Source organism: Microbispora sp. H10949 (assembly GCF_014161435.1).
GTDB classification, from domain to species: Bacteria; Actinomycetota; Actinomycetes; order Streptosporangiales; family Streptosporangiaceae; genus Microbispora; species Microbispora triticiradicis.
The window spans coordinates 200,136-219,017 of the sequence record NZ_JABBWZ010000013.1; the positions used below are offsets into that span (position 1 = coordinate 200,136).

Annotated in this window: 15 protein-coding genes; 6 read left to right on the forward strand and 9 right to left on the reverse strand. The window is 73.3% G+C overall.

The window, feature by feature from the left end; all coding sequences use genetic code 11:
• Positions 1-33 precede the first annotated feature (33 nt).
• The 3 genes from HHX40_RS30510 to HHX40_RS30520 all read right to left on the reverse strand — a co-directional run bounded on the left by HHX40_RS30510 (position 34) and on the right by HHX40_RS30520 (position 3,695).
• Entirely contained in the window at positions 34-1,251 is a 1,218-nt protein-coding gene (locus HHX40_RS30510; protein WP_182883339.1) for an acetyl-CoA C-acetyltransferase, read from the reverse strand.
• Positions 1,252-1,347: 96 nt separating this feature from the next.
• Positions 1,348-2,712, reverse strand: a complete 1,365-nt coding sequence (locus tag HHX40_RS30515) for a PQQ-binding-like beta-propeller repeat protein (RefSeq protein ID WP_182883340.1) — start codon at positions 2,710-2,712, stop codon at positions 1,348-1,350.
• Between the two features lie 47 nt (positions 2,713-2,759).
• Positions 2,760-3,695: an SGNH/GDSL hydrolase family protein gene (locus tag HHX40_RS30520; protein ID WP_182883388.1), complete on the reverse strand. Its 936-nt coding sequence runs from the start codon at positions 3,693-3,695 to the stop codon at positions 2,760-2,762.
• A 178-nt stretch (positions 3,696-3,873) separates the two neighbouring features.
• Between HHX40_RS30520 and HHX40_RS30525 the strand changes: the two genes are divergently transcribed.
• Both HHX40_RS30525 and HHX40_RS30530 read left to right on the forward strand, forming a co-directional pair.
• Positions 3,874-5,244, forward strand: a complete 1,371-nt coding sequence (locus HHX40_RS30525) for a cystathionine beta-synthase (RefSeq protein ID WP_117410468.1) — start codon at positions 3,874-3,876, stop codon at positions 5,242-5,244.
• Positions 5,245-5,348: 104 nt separating this feature from the next.
• Entirely contained in the window at positions 5,349-6,488 is a 1,140-nt protein-coding gene (locus tag HHX40_RS30530) for a cystathionine gamma-synthase (RefSeq protein WP_182883341.1), read from the forward strand.
• A 61-nt stretch (positions 6,489-6,549) separates the two neighbouring features.
• Here the strand turns inward: HHX40_RS30530 and HHX40_RS30535 are convergent, their stop codons facing one another.
• On the reverse strand, positions 6,550-7,806 hold the full coding sequence (locus tag HHX40_RS30535) for an MFS transporter (RefSeq protein ID WP_182883342.1): 1,257 nt from the start codon (positions 7,804-7,806) through the stop codon (positions 6,550-6,552).
• A 52-nt stretch (positions 7,807-7,858) separates the two neighbouring features.
• Between HHX40_RS30535 and HHX40_RS37995 the strand changes: the two genes are divergently transcribed.
• On the forward strand, positions 7,859-8,755 hold the full coding sequence (locus tag HHX40_RS37995; protein ID WP_182883343.1) for a CGNR zinc finger domain-containing protein: 897 nt from the start codon (positions 7,859-7,861) through the stop codon (positions 8,753-8,755).
• 10 nt (positions 8,756-8,765) lie between these two features.
• Here HHX40_RS37995 and HHX40_RS30545 read toward each other — a convergent pair whose 3' ends face one another.
• From HHX40_RS30545 to HHX40_RS30555, 3 genes are all read right to left on the reverse strand, one after another.
• Positions 8,766-9,197 carry a hypothetical protein gene (locus tag HHX40_RS30545; protein WP_117409295.1) on the reverse strand — a complete coding sequence of 144 codons (432 nt, stop codon included), beginning with the start codon at positions 9,195-9,197 and terminating at the stop codon, positions 8,766-8,768.
• A gap of 461 nt (positions 9,198-9,658) precedes the next feature.
• The gene (locus HHX40_RS30550; RefSeq protein ID WP_182883344.1) at positions 9,659-11,629 is read right to left on the reverse strand and encodes a vWA domain-containing protein; all 1,971 of its coding nucleotides are present in this window, start codon (positions 11,627-11,629) and stop codon (positions 9,659-9,661) included.
• A complete protein-coding gene (locus tag HHX40_RS30555; protein WP_310738355.1) occupies positions 11,626-13,035 on the reverse strand; it encodes a sigma 54-interacting transcriptional regulator in 1,410 nt (469 codons plus the stop codon). Before HHX40_RS30555 ends, HHX40_RS30550 begins: the two co-directional genes overlap by 4 nt.
• 181 nt (positions 13,036-13,216) lie before the next feature.
• Here HHX40_RS30555 and HHX40_RS30560 point away from each other — a divergent pair, with 181 nt between their 5' ends.
• The 3 genes from HHX40_RS30560 (at position 13,217) to ilvA (ending at position 16,777) form a co-directional block, all read left to right on the forward strand.
• Positions 13,217-14,413 (forward strand): FIST signal transduction protein, encoded by a 1,197-nt coding sequence (locus HHX40_RS30560; protein ID WP_117409291.1) that lies wholly within the window; start codon positions 13,217-13,219, stop codon positions 14,411-14,413.
• The gene (locus tag HHX40_RS30565) at positions 14,410-15,450 is read left to right on the forward strand and encodes an ROK family protein (protein ID WP_182883346.1); all 1,041 of its coding nucleotides are present in this window, start codon (positions 14,410-14,412) and stop codon (positions 15,448-15,450) included. The genes HHX40_RS30560 and HHX40_RS30565 overlap by 4 nt, the downstream gene beginning before the upstream one ends.
• Before the next feature lie 64 nt (positions 15,451-15,514).
• Positions 15,515-16,777, forward strand: a complete 1,263-nt coding sequence (gene ilvA / locus HHX40_RS30570; protein ID WP_182883347.1) for a threonine ammonia-lyase — start codon at positions 15,515-15,517, stop codon at positions 16,775-16,777.
• 9 nt (positions 16,778-16,786) lie between these two features.
• Here the strand turns inward: ilvA and HHX40_RS30575 are convergent, their stop codons facing one another.
• Both HHX40_RS30575 and HHX40_RS30580 read right to left on the reverse strand, forming a co-directional pair.
• Positions 16,787-18,277 (reverse strand): M1 family metallopeptidase, encoded by a 1,491-nt coding sequence (locus HHX40_RS30575; protein ID WP_182883348.1) that lies wholly within the window; start codon positions 18,275-18,277, stop codon positions 16,787-16,789.
• Between the two features lie 76 nt (positions 18,278-18,353).
• Positions 18,354-18,860, reverse strand: coding sequence for an RDD family protein (locus tag HHX40_RS30580; protein ID WP_182883349.1), 507 nt, complete (start codon positions 18,858-18,860; stop codon positions 18,354-18,356).
• Positions 18,861-18,882 lie beyond the last annotated feature (22 nt).

An 18,882-nucleotide genomic window follows, 5' to 3' on the forward strand; every position in this document is an offset into this window, starting at 1 on the left:
CGCGCCGGGCCGGTCCCGGCGCGGGGGTCACGTTCAGGACAGCCGCTCCAGCACCATCGCCATGCCCTGGCCGCCGCCGACGCACATGGTCTCCAGGCCGATCGACCTGTCGTGGAACCGCAGGCTGTTGACCAGCGTGGAGGTGATGCGGGCGCCGGTCATGCCGAACGGGTGGCCCACCGCGATCGCCCCGCCGTTGACGTTGAGCCGGTCGATGTCGATGCCGAGCTCGCGGTAGGAGGGGATCACCTGGGCGGCGAACGCCTCGTTGATCTCGACCAGGTCCACGTCGTCGATCGACATGCCGGCCCGGGTGAGGGCCTGGCGCGACGCCTCGATCGGGCCGAGGCCCATGATCTCGGGGGACAGGCCCGTGACGCCGGTCGACACGATCCGGGCGAGCGGCGTGATGCCCAGCTGGGCCGCCTTGACGTCACTCATGACGATCACCGCGGCGGCGCCGTCGTTCAACGGGCAGCAGTTGCCGGCCGTCACCGTGCCGTCCGGCCGGAAGACCGGCTTGAGCTGCGCGACCGCCTCGTACGTCGTGCCGGCCCTGGGGCCGTCGTCCTTGCTCACCACGGTGCCGTCGGGCAGCGTGACCGGCGTGATGTCGCCGTCCCAGAAACCGTTGGCGATCGCCTTCTCCGCGAGGTTCTGCGACCGCACGCCGAACTCGTCCTGCTCGCGCCGCGAGACGCCCTTCAGGGCGGCCACGTTCTCGGCGGTCTGTCCCATGGCGATGTAGATGTCGGGCAGCGCGCCGTCCGCACGCGGGTCGTGCCACACCGGGCCCCCACCCTTCGCGGTCTCCTCCGTCCGGGCCTTGGCCTCGTCGAACAGCGGGTTCTGCGCGTCGGGCAGGTCCGAGCTGCCGTTCCCGAAGCGGGAGACGGTCTCGACACCCGCCGAGACGAACACGTCGCCCTCTCCCGCCCGGATGGCGTGGAACGCCATCCGGGTCGTCTGGAGCGAGGAGGAGCAGTAGCGGGTCACGGTGGTTCCGGGCACGTTGTCCAGGCCGAGCAGCACCGACACCACCCGGCCCAGGTTGTGGCCCTGCTCGCCGCCCGGAAGGCCGCAGCCCAGCATGAGGTCGTCGATGTCGGCCGGGTCGAGCTGCGGCACCTTCGCCAGCGCGGCGCGGACCATCTGCACGGTCAGGTCGTCGGGACGGATGTCCTTGAGTGACCCCTTGAAGGCGCGGCCGATCGGCGACCGCGCGGTCGCCACGATGACTGCCTCGGGCATGTGACTCTCCTGCCTGAACTCGTGCCCCTCCACCCAGGGTTCGCGGGGCCTCCTCCCCGGAGGTTACCCCCCGGTACGCCGCCCGCCACGCCCCGCCTACCCGTACATGCCGGGGGCGGTGGTGGTGTGGTCGTTGACGGCGTGGAGGCCGCCCTTCTCGTCACGCCACAGGCGCCAGCCGTTCTGGCTGCCGGTGAACCAGGAGGGCGGCGCGGCGGAGGAGCTCTTGCGCCTGCCCGTGGCGAGGTCGAACTCGCACAGCGCCGCGATCGAGTAGAACCCCGGGATCATGCCGCGCAGCGGCAGCGGCTTGGGGTCGGTGACGCAGAACGACCACCCGCTCGCGCCGCTGACGGGGGTCGGCTCTCCGGTGCTGAGGTCGAAGACCGAGCCTGGGGCGTCGCGCTTGAGGAAGCCGAGCCGGTCCATGTCCCGGGGGAAGGCCAGCCACCAGCCCGATCCCGGCACCTGGGCGGGGGTGATCTGCCCCAGGACCCGCCCGCTCTCGGCGTCGAGCCGGGCGAACCCGCCGTACTGGCCCTGCTCGTCCACCGGCCGGACGATCGGCGCGTACGCGGGGTTGCCGCTGGGGTAGACGCGGACGACGGACGGCCGCATCCAGTCGACGGCCCCGTCGGTGAGGCGCGCCGAGAACAGGCCGAACGCCGAGGTCTGCTTGGTCTGCGGGTTGGTGTACGGCGCGACGTAGCCGACGATCTTGTCGCCGGTCGCGCCGAAGGCCCAGCCCCCGCTCAGGTCGACGCCGGGGCCGAGGGCGTCCTCGATCGGCAACTGCCAGACGGCCTTGCCGTCCTTCAGCGTGCGCGCCTCCAGCACCGGATGCGAGGCCAGTCTGAGCAGCACCACCCTGGTCGGGTCGGACCACTCGACCTCGGCGATGCCGGGCAGGCGCCACATCAGCGCGCCGTCGCGCGGGTTCAGCACCACGACGCGGGCCGAGGCGAGCTCGGTGTCCTCGGAGACGCAGACGTACGGCCCGCAGCGCTGCGGCCCGAAGGTGGACCGCATCGGCCTGGTCCACTTCTGCCGCCCGGTGCGCCCGTCCCTGGCGACGAGGACGGCGTTCTTCCCGCCGGAGGGGTCGAGCGTGACCACCACGGCCTGGCCGACGCCGGTCTCGACGGTGGCGGGGGCCTGCACCCCCATCCCCGGCAGCCGTCCGACCATCGTCGCCGGGTGCGTCCACAGGCGGCGGCCGGTGGACAGGTCGAGGGCGACGGTCTCCAGCGTGCCGTCGGGCCGCATGGAGGTGGCGGCCGCGACGCCGCCGCCCGTGGTGGCCCGGCTGACCGCGTTCACCTGCGTGTTGTGCCAGGCCGGACGGTCCTTCGCGGCGTCGTCGCCGCCGCCGGAGCAGCCGGTGAGGGCGGCGCCGGTCAGCAGGGCGCTCGCCGCGAGCGCCAGAGCGGGTCTCAGGTGGGCTGGCTGGGGCCGGATCATTTCGCTCCTACAGGGGGTGATGGCCCGGCCGCAGGAGGTGACCGGCTCTAGGCGTTCGGAAGCGGCCCGGGTCTCCGGCGGAGCAGCGTCGCCCACCGTCCATGGGGGCCGACCGCCCGGCCGGCGACACGGGTCGCGGTGACCTCGGTGCCGGGCTCCTCCACGGCCATTGCGGCCAAGAGGTGTTGCGATCCTTCGACGCGTACGGGTTCCGGCTCGGGCCACAACCCCAACGCTGTGCATACAGACGGTAGCACTGCGTACGCGGCCTGTAGGTAACCTCGGGCAGATGGATGAAAACGATCAGGTCCGAACATCTCGGCCGGGTTGGCCTCGAACTCGGGTCCGAGCAGGTCGGCGAACGCGACGGTCCGCCCGCCCGTCTCGACGACGGCGACCGTCTGGGCCGCGGCGAGCCGGCGCGACCAGCGCCGGGTGACCCAGCGCAGGGGCTGGGCGATCGGGCGCACGGTGCCGAGGTCGGGGCAGGTGCCCACGACCACCTCCGCTCCGGCCTCGCGCAGCCTGCCCACCGCCTCCCGCAGGTGCTGTACGGCCCGGGCCGGCGGGGTCGCCGTGGTCACGTCGTTGGCCCCCACGAAGATGATCGCGATCTCCGGGCGGGTCTCCAGCACGCGGTCCACCTGGCCGCCGAGGCAGGCGGAGGAGGCCCCCGACCGCCCGGCCACGGTGAGGCGCACCGGCCGCTCGGCCACCTCGGCGAGGCCGTACGCGATCAGTACGCCGGGGGTCTCCTCGGGGCGGGTCATGCCGAGACCGACCGAGGTCGAGTCGCCGAGCACGGCCATCCGGATCGGCTCCCCGGGATAGGCGCCGTACAGGCCGTCGGCGTCGGGGCCGTCGAGGCCGTGCGGCTGTCCCACGATGCGGCGGGCGACGGCGGCCTCGGCGAAGAGCAGGCCGTACGTGATCGCTCCCAGGGCGGTGAGGCCGCCCCCGCCCAGGGCGGCGGCGGTCGCCATGCGCCGCGCGGCCCGCGTCGTGCCGGATGTCGGAATCACCGGCCCTCACCCTCACGGTACGGTGTGGAACCTGACGGTACGGTTTGAAGGTAGGAGACACGCCGAGGTCCGGCCACCCCTACGGGCCCCCGGCGTGAAGACGGCCGACAGGCCTCGGGCGGACAAGGTGGTCCTCGCGGTGCGCGTACACGACTCGCTGATCGAGCTGATGGGGAACACCCCGCTCGTCCGGTTGCGCAAGGTCACGGCGGGCGCGCCCGCCCAGGTGCTGGCCAAGGTGGAGTACTTCAACCCCGGCGGCTCGGTGAAGGACCGCATCGCGGTGCGGATGATCGAGGCGGCCGAGCGGAGCGGCGCGCTCAAGCCCGGCGGCACGATCGTCGAGCCGACCTCCGGCAACACCGGCGTGGGCCTGGCCATCGTGGCGCAGGAGAAGGGCTACCGCTGCCTGTTCGTCTGCCCGGACAAGGTCGCCCAGGACAAGGTCAACGTGCTCCGGGCGTACGGCGCGGAGGTGGTCGTCTGCCCGACCGCCGTCTCGCCGGACCACCCCGACTCGTACTACTCGGTGTCGGACCGGCTGGCCCGCGAGGTCCCGAACGCCTGGAAGCCCGACCAGTACTCCAACCCCGGGAACCCGGAGAGCCACTACCTCTCCACCGGCCCGGAGATCTGGGAGCAGACCGAGGGCAGGATCACCCACTTCGTCGCCGGCATCGGCACCGGGGGGACCATCAGTGGGACGGGTAAGTACCTCAAGGAGATCTCCGACGGCCGGGTGAAGATTATCGGTGCCGATCCGGTGGGGTCGGTCTACTCGGGCGGCACCGGCCGGCCGTACCTGGTCGAGGGCGTCGGCGAGGACATCTGGCCCGCGACCTACGACACCACGATCTGCGACGAGATCATCGCGGTCTCCGACAAGGACTCGTTCGGCATGACCCGCAGGCTCGCCCGGGAGGAGGCGCTGCTCGTCGGCGGCTCGTGCGGCATGGCGGTGGTCGCGGCGGTGCGGGTGGCCCAGGCGGCCGGGCCGGACGACGTCGTGGTCGTGCTGCTGCCGGACGGCGGCCGCGGCTACCTGTCGAAGATCTTCAACGACGAGTGGATGGCGGACTATGGCTTCCTCACCGAGACGAGCGAGGAGGGCCTGGTCGGCGACGTGCTGGGCCGCAAGTCGTCCGGGCTGCCCGAGTTCGTGCACGTCCATCCGCACGAGTCGGTCGGCACCGCGATCTCGATCATGCGGGAGTACAACGTCTCCCAGCTCCCGGTCATGAAGGAGGAGCCGCCGGTCATGGCGGCGGAGGTCGTCGGCTCGATCGTCGAACGCGACCTGCTGGACGGCCTGTACCGCGGCCGGGTGCGGTCGGAGGACGAGATCGGCGGCCACATGTCCGCGCCGCTGCCGATGATCGGTTACGGCGAGCCGGTGGCCCGGGCGGTCGAGGCGCTGGAGAAGGCCGACGCCGCGGTGGTCCTCGACGACGGCAAGCCGGTGGGCATGGTCACCCGTCAGGACCTGCTGGCCTTCCTCGCCAACCACTGAGCCGGCCAGCGGGCCGACCACCGGGCCGGCCCCTCGGCCATCTGTGAGCCGGCCGCTGACGCGCCCGCCGGGACCAGGCGGGACGGGCGGCTACGCTCGACCTCATGAACCATGGTTTCGAGACCCTCGCCATCCACGCGGGCCAGGAGGCCGACCCCTACACGGGTGCCGTCGTGCCTCCCATATATGCCGTTTCCACCTACAAGCAGGACGGCGTGGGCGGCCTGCGGGCGGGATACGAGTACAGCCGGTCGGCCAACCCCACCAGGACCGCCCTGGAGGAGGCGCTGGCCGCCGTCGAGGGAGGCGTGCGCGGGCTGGCCTTCGCGTCGGGCCTGGCCGCGGAGGACACGCTGCTGCGCGCCGTCTGCAAGCCGGGCGACCACGTGGTGATCCCGGACGACGCGTACGGCGGGACCTACCGGCTGTTCGCCCGGGTGCTGGAGGAGTGGGGGGTCACCTTCGACCCGGTGCCGCTCGGAGACGTGGACGCGGTGCGCGCCGCCGTACAGCCGCGGACGCGGGCGATCTGGGTGGAGACCCCCACGAACCCCCTGCTGAACGTCGCGGACATCGTCGCGCTGGCGAACGTCGCGCACGATGCGGGCGCGCTGCTCGTCGTGGACAACACCTTCGCCTCGCCGTACCTGCAGCAGCCGCTCGGCCTGGGCGCGGACGTGGTGGTCCACTCGACGACCAAGTACGTCGGCGGCCACTCCGACGTGGTCGGCGGGGCGCTGGTGACCCGGTCGGCGGACCTCGGCGAGCGGCTCGCCTACCACCAGAACGCCATGGGCGCCGTGGCCGGGCCGTTCGACGCCTGGCTCACCCTGCGCGGGCTCAAGACGCTGGGCATCCGCATGGACCGGCACTGCGACAACGCCGAGCGGGTGGCCGACCTGCTGCTGTCGCACCCGAAGGTCGTCCAGGTCCTCTACCCCGGCCTGCCCGAGCACCCGGGCCACGAGGTCGCGGCCAAGCAGATGCGGCGTTTCGGCGGGATGGTGTCCTTCCGGGTCGAGGGCGGCGAGGAGGCGGCCGTCGCGGTCTGCGACCGGGCCCGCCTGTTCACGCTCGGGGAGTCCCTCGGCGGCGTCGAGTCGCTGATCGAGCACCCCGGGCGGATGACCCACGCCTCCGCCGCGGGGTCGCCGCTGGAGGTTCCCGCCGACCTGGTGCGCCTGTCGGTCGGCATCGAGAGCATCGACGACCTGCTCGCAGACCTCTCCCAAGCCCTGGGCTGAGTCCTGCCGCACGTGGCCCACGGCGCCTCGCAGCGTCGCCGCCCCATCCACGCCGATTCTTCTAGGCGGAGGTGTGGGAGGGGGTCCGCCCGGCCGGTTTCGCCGACCGGATCCGCCGGCCCGGCGCCCGCCCGCCCGCCGATCGCGCGCCCGTCGCCGCCCAGGGCTCGCCGAGCAGCACGGCGAGCGCGACGGCGGCCAGGACCGCCCCGGCGAGGGTCACGCTGTGGACGCCGGGCCCCGCGATCAGCGCGCCGCCGAGCATCGACCCGGCGGCGATCCCGACGTTGAACGCCGAACTCGTCCCCGCGGAGGCGAGGTCGACGCCGCCGGGGGCGATCTGGAGCGTACGGTTCTGGATCGCGGCGGCGAGGGCGCTGAAGGCCATGCCCGCCAGGCAGAGGCAGACGACGGTCGCGGCCTTGACGGCGCCGAAGGCGTGGAGGCCGAGCAACGCGCAGGTGATCACGGCGAGCGGCGTCAGCAGCGCGCCCCGGGGGGCCCGGTCGAGCGCCCGGCCCACCAGCACGGTGCCGGTGACCCCGGCCACCCCGCCCGCGAGCAGCAGCGGGCTCAGCGAGCCCGGCGCGAAACCCCCCACTTCCAGCAGGTACGGCGTGATGTACGTGTACGCCGTGAAAAAGCCGGTAACGCCGACGACGGTGGCGACGACGAGGGTCACGTACCGCCCGAGGTCGGGCGCGGGGGCGCGGCTCACCTGCCCGCCGTCCTCGCCTCCCGGCCCGGCGGCGGCCGCGGGCAGGAGCGTGGCCACCGCGACGCAGGTGACGAGCCCGAGGACCGCGAGCGCCGCGAGCGCCACCCGCCAGCCCGCCTGCTGCCCGAGCCACGTCCCGGCGGGGACGCCGAGGACGGGCGCGAGCGCGTTGCCGATCGCCATCCGGGCGACTACGCGTCCGCGTACGGCAGTGGGGAACATCGCGGTGGCCGTCGGGGCGACGACCGACCAGAAGAGCGCCTGGGTCAGCGCGATCAGCAGCCGCCCCCCGAGCAGGACCGGGTAGCCGGGCGCGACGGCGGTGAGCAGGGAGCCCAGCACGAGCACCGCCAGGGTGGCGGTGAGCAGGGCGCGCCGGGGCACCCGCCGCGTGAGCCGGGTGAGCGGCAGCGACGCCAGCACCACGACGGCGGCGTATCCGGTGACGAGGAACCCGGTCTCGGACGGGGATCTGCGCAGATCGTGCGCGATCACGGTGAGCAGCCCGATCGGCAGGACCTCCGTGGTGACGTAGGCGAAGCAGGCCACGGAGAGGGCGGCGAGCGCCCACTTCTCCCGGCGTCCCGGTAAGGGCGTCATGTGTCCTCCATCTGCTACCGGTGAAACTCTCTTTACTGGTAGCATGACATGCGTGACTGAGGCCCACAACGGTGATCCGCGCATCGTCGGCGGACATCTCGCGCTCGACCTGGTCAACACGGTGGCGCCCCGGGTGCCCGGCGGGTCCGAGCATCACGAGTACCTGCCCGGCCCCGCCGCCCTGCTGGCGTGGGCGGAGCGCGCGGGAGTCGCCGGCGCCGAGGAGGCGCGGGCGGTGGCGGCCGCCTGGTCGGCCGTCCCCTCGTCCGCGGCCCAGGCGTGGCACGCCGCCCTGGAGATCCGGGAGTCCGTCTACACCGTGCTGGCGGCCGGCCTGCCGGCGGCCGGGACACCGGGAATCGGGGCGCCGAGGGCTGGGGCGCCGGCGGCGGGCATACCGGCGGCTGGGGTGCTGGCCGCGTCTTCGCCGGAAGCGGCCCCCGGTAGCCCTCCGAGCTCGGAATCCGAGGTCGTCGCGGCGCTGGAACGGCTCGGGCTGCGGTGGGCGGGCGCCGCGGCGCGCTCGGCGCTCGTCCCCGGCAGCGCCTCGCCCGCTCCCGAGAGTGCCCCGCTTGTCCCCAACACCGCCCCGCTTGTCCCCGGGAGTGCCCCGCCCGTCCCCGGCAGTGCCCCGCCCGTTTCCGGGAGCGCCCCGCCCGCTCCCGAGGCCGCCCCGGGCCGGGTGGTCCGCCTGCTGGTGGGCACCAGCCCCGCCCTCCTGGTGCCGGACCGGCTCGCCCACGCGGCCGTGGAGTTCCTGTCCACGGCCGACCTGCGGCGGCTGCGGGTGTGCCCCCTGGCGGAGGGCGGGTGTGGCTGGCTGTTCCTCGACCACAGCCGCAACGGCTCGCGCCGCTGGTGTGCGATGGCCGACTGCGGGTCGCAGGCCAAGGCCCGGCGTCTCACGGAGAGACGTCGGGCCAGGCGTGCTACCGGTGTAGCAGGCTAGACCGGTAGCGTCATGGGTTGAAGAAGACCATCAGGAAGAGGATGACGAGCCAGATCAGCGCGCTGATCCCGCCGAGCGCGGCGATCCGCCCGGTCTGCACCTTGGCGTCGTCCGCCGGCGACTCGGTGGACAGCGCCTCGATCGCCGTGCGCTGGTCCCGCTCGACGATCACCAGCAGGACGGCCGCCACCACGAACAGCGTCATCGACACCGACAGGTACGGCGCGCCGAGGGCGCTGCGGCCCAGCAGCAGGCCGAACAGGAACACCCCGATCGTGAGCAGCCCGAACAGCCGGGTCGAACGGTGCAGATAGCGCAGCACACCGATCTCCCGGGCCCTGATGTAGCGCGGCGTGACGCTCGTGACCGCCGTCAGCGGGCCGAGCGCGAAGATCGCGAATCCTATGTGCAGCCACAGCAGCAGATGGTCGAGAGGCGACATGGGGCAGAGGCTATCGCGTCGGTTCCGTACCGCACCCGTCGCGGCACGAAGCGCGGCGCCGTGGACAGGCCGGGCCGGGCCGCGTGACCCGGCACCCGGCCTCATTTCCGGCGGCGCGGGCGGTTGTGGACCGACATCTCGTAGAGGACTCCGGTGAGGATCATCAGGACGACGAGGCCGACTGCTGCGAACATGGGAGCGCTCCTTCCACCGGCGTGTGGAACGATCAGCGCGAACACGGGGAGTGTCTGTCTATCGTCCGCCGATTGCAGCCCGGTCGGCAATGGATTATCGATCCCGCCGGCGACGGTCCCCGGATTCCGGGCCCACGATCGGATCGTGCCGCCTGTCCGTACGCCTCCTTCCGCACGTGCGGCGCGCCGGTGCGGGGCCGTCCCCCGTGACGCCCCTGTCCCACCAGGGTGCCACGCGCGGGCCCGTTGCACCCCGTCCGGGGCCGTTCAGCGGGTGCGGCGGGCGCGCAGGAAGTCGCTGACGACGTACTCGCCGAGCCGGTCGGCGCTGGCGGAGAAGACCCGGCCGCCGTTGCGCCTGGCCACCTCGTTGACGAACTCGCGCAGCCGGTCGTCGGCGGCCAGCATGAAGACGTTCAGCGTCGCGCGGCGCCGGGTCATCTTGTCCACCTCGGCGAGCGTGAGCGTCAGCGTCTCCTGCGAGGGCGGCCACTCGAACCGGGGCGCGCCGTTCCGCATCAGGTGCGCCGTGGGCTCACCGTCGGTCACCACGAGCACCACCGGCTCGAAGTCGGGGTGCCGGTCCAGGTGGCGGCCCGCGATCAGCAACGCGTGGTGCAGGTTGGTGCCCTGCACCATGTCCCATTCGAGCCCGGCGAGTTCGTCCGGCCGCAGCACCCGCGCGTAGTTCGAGAAGCCGATGATCTGCACCGCGTCCTGGGGGAACTTCGAGGCCACCAACGCCTGGAGCGCCAGCGCGGTCTGCTTGGCCGCCGCCCAGGTGCCGCGCAGGGCCATCGAGTACGACAGGTCGACCAGCAGGCACACGGCCGCCGCCGAGCGCCGCTCGGTCTCCACCACCTCGAAGTCGTCCACCGACAGGGCCACCGGGGCGCCCCCGCCCCGCCGTACGCCGTTGACGACGGTCCGTACGACGTCGATCGGCTGCTCGTCGCCGAAGCGCCACTGCCGGGTCGATCCGGTGGGCTCCCCGGCCGTCCCGGCGTCGCGCTGGTCGTGGTCGCCGCGCCGGCCGGATTCGAGCGAGGAGAACACGCGGCGCAGGGCGGTCTCGCCGAGCCGCCGTACGGCCTTGGGGGTGAGCTCCAGCTTGCCGCGGTTGCGCCGCAGGTAGCCCTGGGCCTCCAGCTCGCGCTCGACCTGGCGCAGGGACTCCAGGTCGTCCACCGCCGAACGGCCGAGGGCCCGGCGTACGGCCTCCTCGTCGATGTCGTCGAGCCGGGCGCCGGGGTAGTCCTGCCGGAGGGCGGACTCCAGGTCGCCGAGGTCGGCCAGTTCCTGCAGGGCGGTCACGGCGTCGCCCATCTCCATCGGCCGCTCGCCCGACACGCGTTCGGGAGCGCCCCAGGCGAGGTCGGGACGGCGGGCGTGGAGGGCCTCGCCGAGCCGGCTCATCTGCTCGGCCAGGCCCGCCTGCTCCAGCGTGTGGTTGATCAGCCCGGCCAGCTCCTCGCGCTGCTCGGGGGTGAGCGAGGCCAGCAGCCGCTGGGCGGCGGCGGCGCGGCGGGCCAGCTGGTCGACCAGCTCCTCCAGGTTCCGCGGATTCTCGGGGTACATGTCCCCGTATTTCTGCATGAACCGGTCGAAGTCATCCTGGGTGTGCTCGCCTCGGGCGTCCCGGTCGAGCATGTCGTTGAGATCCGACATCATCTGCCGGACCCGTTCCATCGCCGCCGGATCGGGGTTGGCCAGAGCCTCCCGCATGCCGCGGAATTGGCTGTCGAGGACCTCCCTGCGCAGCAGGTCGCGCAGCTCCTCGAACGTCTGCCGAGCGGCGGCCGACCGCCAGTCGTAGCCGGCGAGCTCCTGAACGGCGCGGGCGGTGTCGGAGGGCAGCGTGTCCAGCATCGCCTCCCGGAACCGGGCGTCGTCCAGAGCCTCCCCGGCCTCTCCCGAGCCCTCGGACTCCCGCTGGAGCTCCGCCCGCTCCTGGCCGATCGCCTTGTCGAGCAGGGCGCGGGCCCGCTCCAGCGTCCCGTCGAGCCGGGTGCCGTCCCTCAGCTCCCGGCGGCGGCGCCGCACCTGGCGGAGCAGATCCTCCAGGCCGCGGCGCCCGGGCGCGCCGGGCAGCCCCCGGCGCAGCAGGTCGCGCAGCGCGTCGAGCGGCGTCGAGCCGGACAGGACGGCGTCGCCCATCTCGTCCAGGGCCGCGCGCACGTCGTACGGCGGAGCCAGCGGATCCGGCCCGTCGTGGTACTCCCGGTAGAAGTAGCTCACGTGCGGTACACCGTGCCGCCGTCGGTCTCGTCCTTGGACAGCCTGCGCATCAGGTAGAGCCCCTCCAGGGCGAACTCCAGCGCCGCGGCGGCGTGACCGGGCGATTCGTCGCCCTCGCCCATGCCGAGCCTGGTCATCATCTTCGACAGCCCCTCGACGCGGCCGATGCGGCGCAGCAGTTCGGGGGCGGGCACCAGATCGCCCGACTCGACCCGCGCGCCCTCGCCGAACCGGTCCAGCAGCGGCGTGAGGTCGGCCCCGCCGAGAGTGCCGCGGAAGGTCTCCGCGGTCGCGCGGCGCAGCAGGTGGGAGAGCACGTCGACCTCCCGCCCCTCCTCGCTGACCTCGAACTCCACCTTGCCGCGCAGCGTGTGGACCACGCCGGGCAGGTCGCACACCCGCGTGACCGGCCGTTCCTCCCCGGTCAGCGCGGCCCGCCGTACGGCGGACGCGGCCGCGGTCTCGGCCGCGGCGATCGAGAACCGCGCCGACACGCCTGAGCGGGAGTCGACGGCGGTCGACTCGCGGACGAGACGGGTGAACCTGGCGATCACCTCCACGAGGTGGTCGGGCAGGTCGGCGCCGAGCTCGTCGAGGTCGGCCTCCTGGCGGATCAGGACCAGCTCGTCCTCGATCGTCTGGGGGTAGTGCGTGCGGATCTCCGCGCCGAAGCGGTCCTTCAGCGGCGTGATGATCCGGCCGCGGTTGGTGTAGTCCTCGGGGTTGGCGCTGGCGACGAGCAGGACGTCCAGGGGGAGGCGGAGGTTGTAGCCGCGGACCTGGATGTCGCGCTCCTCCAGCACGTTCAGCAGCGCCACCTGGATGCGCTCGGCCAGGTCGGGCAGCTCGTTGACGGAGAAGACGCCCCTGTTGGTGCGGGGGACCAGGCCGTAGTGCACCGTCTCGGGGTCGCCGAGCGTGCGGCCCTCGGCGATCTTGATGGGGTCCACGTCGCCGATCAGGTCGCCGACTGAGGTGTCGGGGGTGGCCAGCTTCTCGCCGTACCGGTCCTCGCGGTGCTTCCAGGCGACCGGCAGGTCGTCGCCGTGGGCGGCGGCCAGCCGGCGGCACCGCACGCAGACCGGCGCGTACGGGTGGTCGTTGATCTCACAGCCCTTGACCACGGGCGACCACTCGTCGAGCAGGCCGGTGATGGTGCGGATCAGCCGGGTCTTGCCCTGGCCGCGCTCACCGAGGAGCACGAGGTCGTGCCCGGCGATCAGCGCCCTCTCCAGGTGCGGCAGGACGGTCTCGTCGAAGCCGACGATGCCGGGGAACCGGGGCTCGCCGGAACGCAGCCTGGCCAGCAGGTTCTCCCTGATCTCGGCCTTGACCGTCCGGTATCGATGTCCACTCTCGCGCAGTTCACGCAGAGTGCTGGGGGCAGGCGTGGGCGATTTGTGCACGGAGTCGAGCCTACGTCCCCGCCCGGTGATCCGGCAGCAGGGTCGCGTCATCCGGGCCGCGCGATCGGGCCGTAGGAGCGCGATTCGCCGGGCGTACCGCGCGTTGACCTCCGTTCAGTGGGGAGAATCGTGGAAACGACCGGCCGATGAGAAGCGGTCGCGCGAAAGAGAGGGCGAGACGATGGCGGTATTGACGAGCCGCTTCGCCGACGGTCTCGCCGTGGGCGCCAACCTGGAGGAGGCGGCCGAGACCGCCGTACGCCAGGCGTTGGCCGGCCTGTCGGGTCCGCCGGACCTGGTCTGTTTCTTCGTCTGCGGCGACGACCCCGACGACGTGGCCCGGGCGGGGCAGCGGGCGATGTCCGTCGCGTCCGGGGCCGACGTGATCGGGTGCAGCGCGACGGGCGTGATCGGCCACGGCCAGGGCGTGGAGCTCGCCCCGGCGGTCAGCGCGTGGGCCGCGTCCCTCGACGGGGCCAGGATCGACGCGTTCGCGCTGGAGACGCTGCGGACCGAGGACAGGTTCGTGGTCGTGGGGCTGCCCGAGCGGATCCCGGACGACCGGGTGGCGATCCTCCTGGCCGATCCCTACAGCTTCCCGACGGACGCCTTCGTCGAGCACTCCGACGAGGTGCTGGACGGTCTGCCGATCGTCGGCGGCCTGGCCAACGGACTGCAGGGCCGTGGCTCCGTCCGGCTGTTCGCCAACGGCGAGGTGCACGAGTCGGGCGCCATCGGGGTGGTCATCGGCGGCGAGGTGAACGTGAGCACGGTGGTGAGCCAGGGCTGCCGGCCGATAGGCCCGACCATGGTCGTCACCCGCGCCGAGGACAACGTGCTGCTCGAACTCGCCGGGCAGCCCGCCCTCGCCCGTCTTGAGGACATCGTGAGCGATCTCGACGAGGAGGACCGCGAACTCGTCGCCGCCGGCTTACAGATCGGCGTCGCCATGGACGAGTACGCCGAGCGCCACGAGCGGGGCGACTTCCTGATCCGGGGGGTCATCGGCATCGACCCCGAGCGGGAGGCGGTCGCCATCGGCGACGTGGTCGAGATCGGCAGGACCGTGCGGTTCCAGGTCAGGGACGCCGACGCGGCCGACGAGGACCTCTACGAACTTCTCGACGCCCATCTGCGCGACACCGGCAGGGCCGACGGCGCGCTGCTGTTCTCCTGCAACGGCCGCGGCTCCGGGATGTTCGACTCGGCCGACCACGACGCGCTGGCCGTACGCGAGACGCTGGGGCCGATCGGGGTCGCGGGGTTCTTCGCGGCCGGGGAGGTCGGGCCGGTCGCGGGGCACAACCACGTCCACGGGTTCACCGCCTCGCTGCTCGTCTTCTCCTCCGGCCCGTCCGGCGCGGGGAAGGGCGCGTGAGCGATCTCACCCTGGCCGTCGACATCGGCGGCACGAAGTTCGCGGCCGGGCTGGTGGAGCCGGACGGGCGGGTCGTGGCCGCGCAGCGGTCCGCGACGCCCCGGGGCGGCGACGCGGAGACCCTGTGGGAGACCCTGACCGGCCTGCTCGACCGGCTGGAACCGCCCCCGGGTGTGGCGGGCGTGGGGATCGGCTGCGGCGGCCCGATGACCTGGCCCGCCGGGGAGGTCTCCCCGCTCAACATGGGCGGCTGGCGCGGCTTCCCGCTGCGTGAGCGGCTCGCCGCCCGGTTCCCCGGCATACCGGTCCGCATCCACAACGACGCGATCTGCCTGGCCGTGGCCGAGCACTGGCGCGGCGCGGGGCGGGGGAGCGCGGCCATGCTCGGCATGGTCGTGTCGACCGGCGTCGGCGGCGGCCTGATCCTCGGCGGCAGGCTCATCGATGGCGGGACGGGCAACGCCGGTCATATCGGCCACGTCGTGGTCGACCCCGGAGGACCGCCGTGCGGCTGCGGCGGCAACGGCTGCCTGGAGGCGATCGCCCGGGGCCCCGGGCTCGCCGCCTGGGCGGTCGCCCAGGGCTGGTCACCCGGCCGCGCCGGTTCGCCCCAGGAGCCGGGCGGGGCTTCGGAGCCGGGCGGGGAGTCCTTCCGGCAGGACGAGGAGCCGTCCGGGCAGGGCGGGGAGCTCTACCGGGAGGAGGGGACGGCCACCGCGCGGCGCCTGGCCGCCGACGCGGCGGCGGGTGACCCGATCGCGCTGGCCGCGATGACGCGGGCCGGGCGGGCCCTCGGCGTCGCCATCGCCTCGGCCGTCAACCTCTGCGACCTCGATCTCGTGACCGTAGGCGGCGGGCTCAGCCAGGCCGGCGACCTGCTCTTCGGGCCGCTGGAGGAGGCGCTGCGCGAGCACACCCGGATGGGCTTCGCCGGGCGGGTGCGGGTCGTGCCCGCCGCGCTCGGCCAGGACGCCGGCCTCGTCGGCGCCGCCGCCCTGGTGATCGCGGGCGACCGGTACTGGTCACCCGGGCCGTGACGACGCGTTCCGCCCGCGCCCTCTCCGCACGCCGCCTCCCCCCGGAACCTGTGATGATGGGCGCATGGCTGTCCCACAGGTGACGTACGACGACGTCGTCGCCGCGCGCGAGATGCTGTCCGAGGTGGCGGCGCTGACGCCGGTGCTGCACTCGCGGGTGCTGTCCGAGACCGTCGGCGGCCCGGTCCACCTCAAGTGCGAGAACCTGCAGCGGGCCGGGTCGTTCAAGATCCGCGGCGCGTACGTGCGCATCGCGCGGCTGACCGCGGAGGAGCGGGCCCGGGGGGTGGTCGCGGCCAGCGCGGGCAACCACGCGCAGGGGGTGGCGCTCGCCTCGTCCCTGCTCGGGGCCAAGTCGGCCGTCTACATGCCCGAGGGCGCGCCGCTGCCGAAGGTGGAGGCCACCCGGGCGTACGGCGCGGACGTGGTGTTCGCCGGGCACACCGTGGACGAGGCGCTCCGGGCGGCCAGGGAGCACGCGGAGCGCACCGGGGCGGTGTTCATCCACCCGTTCGACCACCCCGACGTCGTCGCCGGGCAGGGCACGGTCGGCCTGGAGGTCCTGGACCAGCTCCCCGGCACGGCCACGATCGTGCTGCCGATCGGCGGCGGCGGCCTGGCGGCGGGCGTCGCGCTCGCGGTGAAGTCCCAGCGTCCGGGGATCAAGGTGGTGGGGGTGCAGGCGGAGCGGGCCGCCGCCTACCCCGACTCACTGGCCGCGGGCCACCCGGTGACGGTCGTGCCGACGTCCACGATGGCCGACGGCATCGCGGTCGGACAGCCGGGCGACCTGCCGTTCGAACTGATCCACTACCTCGTCGACAGCGTCGTGACCGTCTCGGAGGAGTCGCTGTCGCGGGCCCTGCTGCTCTGCCTCGAACGCTCGAAGCTGCTGGTGGAACCGGCCGGCGTGGCGGGGGTGGCCGCGCTGCTCGACCACCCCGAGGCGTTCGAGCCGCCGGTGGTCGCCGTGCTGTCCGGCGGGAACATCGACCCGCTGCTGCTGGCCCGGGTGCTGCGGCACGGCCTGGCGGCGGCCGGCCGCTACCTCGCCTTCCGCATCCGGCTGACCGACCGGCCCGGCGCGCTCGCCGTGCTGCTGGCCAGGCTGGCGGACCTCGGCGCCAACGTGCTCGACGTGGTCCACGAGCGGTTCGGCTCCCGGCTGCACCTCGACGAGGCCGAGGTCCTGCTGCAACTGGAGACCCGGGGGCCCGCGCACGGCGACGAGGTGATCGGCGCGCTGCGGCGGCACGGCTACCGGATCGACGCGGAGTACGGCCTCCAGGTGGGCGGCGAGGGAGTCGTCGCGGCCCTCAGGCCATGACCCGGCGGGTCAGGCGACCGGCGCCGGGCGCCCCGGCCGGAACAGCCAGGCGTCGAAGAGCGGCTTCAGGTTCTTCCCGGAGACGCGCTCGGCCAGCGCGAGGAACTCGGGCGTCGTGACGTTGCCGTACCGGTGCGCGGCGGTCCACTGCCTGATCAGCGGGAAGAACCTCTGATCGCCGATCTCCCGGCGCAGGGCGTGCAGCGCCATCGCGCCGCGCGTGTAGACCGCGGCGTTGAACAGGTCGTCGGCGCGGGCCACGCCCGGGGGATAGCTCCACATCGGGTCCGCCTCGTTCGCGTAGTAACGGCGGAAGGCCGCGTCCGCGGTGCCCTGGCCGCTGTGCTCCGCCCAGAGCCACTCGGCGTACGTCGCGAAGCCCTCGTTCAGCCACAGATCACGCCAGCGGCTGACGCTCAGGCTGTCGCCGAACCACTGGTGGGCCAGTTCGTGGGCGATTATGGCGGGCTCGGGCGAGAAACCGCCGTAGATCGGCTTGGTCTGGTTCTCCAGCGCGTACCCCACCGCGTGGTCGTCGATCACCCCGCCCGTGGAGGAGAACGGGTACGGCCCGAAGACGCTCGACCAGTAGTCGGTGATCTTCCCCGTCTGGGCGATCAGGGTGTCGAGCGAGCCGCGGAACGAGTCGGCGACGGCGGCGTAGATCGGCAGCCCTCCGTCGCTCGTGCCGGTGCGCACCTGGAACTTCCCGGTGGTCATCGTGGCGAGGTAGCTCGCCATCGGGTGCTTCTCGCGCCACACGAACGTGGTCTTGCCCGCCGTGGTCCGCGGCGTTCCGGACATCTCGCCGTTGGCGATCGCGGTCAGTCCCGCGGGCACGGTGATCTGGAAGTCGTACGTCGCCTTGTCGGCGGGGTGGTCGTTGGAGGGGAACCACGTCTTGGCGCCGTCCGGCTCGCAGGTGACGAAGGCGCCGTCCGGCGTGGCGATGAAGCCGTACTCGCCGAGGCCGGCCGACCGCAGCGACCGGGGCACGCCGGAGTAGTCGATCATGACCGCGAATTTCCCGCCGTCGGCGATCCGCCCGGCCGGTGTCACGACGAGTTCGTCGTCCCGCCGGCTGAACGCGGCCGCCGCGCCGTCCACCGTCACCCGGCTCACCGTGAGCCCGTGCAGGTCGAGGTCGAACGACGTCAGGTCCTGCGTGGCCTTCGCCCGGATCGTCGTGCTGCCCGCGAGGTTCCGCGACGCCGGGTCGTAGGACAGCTTGAGGTCGTAGTGCTCGACGTCGTAGCCGCCGTTGCCGCCGCCGGGGAAGTCGGGGTCCCCGATCCCGGGGGCGCCCGTCGTGCTTCCCGTACCGGCCGTGCTTCCCGTGCTTCCCGTGCTCGCCGTCGGAGCGGTGACGCCGGCCGTGGTGCCGGGCGAGGCCGAGGCGGCGGCGCTCTGGGACGGCGCGCAGGCCGTGGCGGTCGCGACGGCCACGGCGCAGACGACCGCCGGAACGGCCGGGATGACTGGGAAACGGTTCAGCGGCATAGAGTCGCCACTCTACGCGAGGCGACGGCGTGCTCCGTATCGCCACGTCAGGGTGTCTCCCCTGCTCAGAGGGGGTTCAGGCGTCGACGACGAGGGTCCGGGCGGCCTTGTCGTGCAGGGCCTGCTTCCTGGGGTCGAACAGGATCCAGGCGAGGTCGACCAGCCCCAGGCAGCAGAGCGAGCCGAGCACGGTCATCACCGCCTGCCGCAGCGCGACCGGCCCGACACCGGCCGGCTCCCCGCTCTCCCGGACGACGCGCATGCCGAACAGCCGTTTCCCCACGGTCTGCCCGTTCCAGTACGACTGGAGCAGCCAGTAGTAGAGGAAGCCGATCACCGCGACGAGGAAGCCGTCACCGGCCGGGACCCTTGTCACCGCGCCCGCCACGTCGTCGTACACGGCCCTCCAGTCGTCCCAGGTGACCGGTGTCGTGATCAGCGAGACGATCACGGCGTCCACGATCCCGGCGAACAGCCGCCGCCACCGCCCGGCGAGCCGCGGCGCCGTCTGCCCGAACGGAGGGGGCGTCCAGGGAGTCCTCGGCTCCTCGTACGGGCTTCCCGGAGGCGGCGGTGTTCCCATGGCTGAATGGTCACCCCGCCGC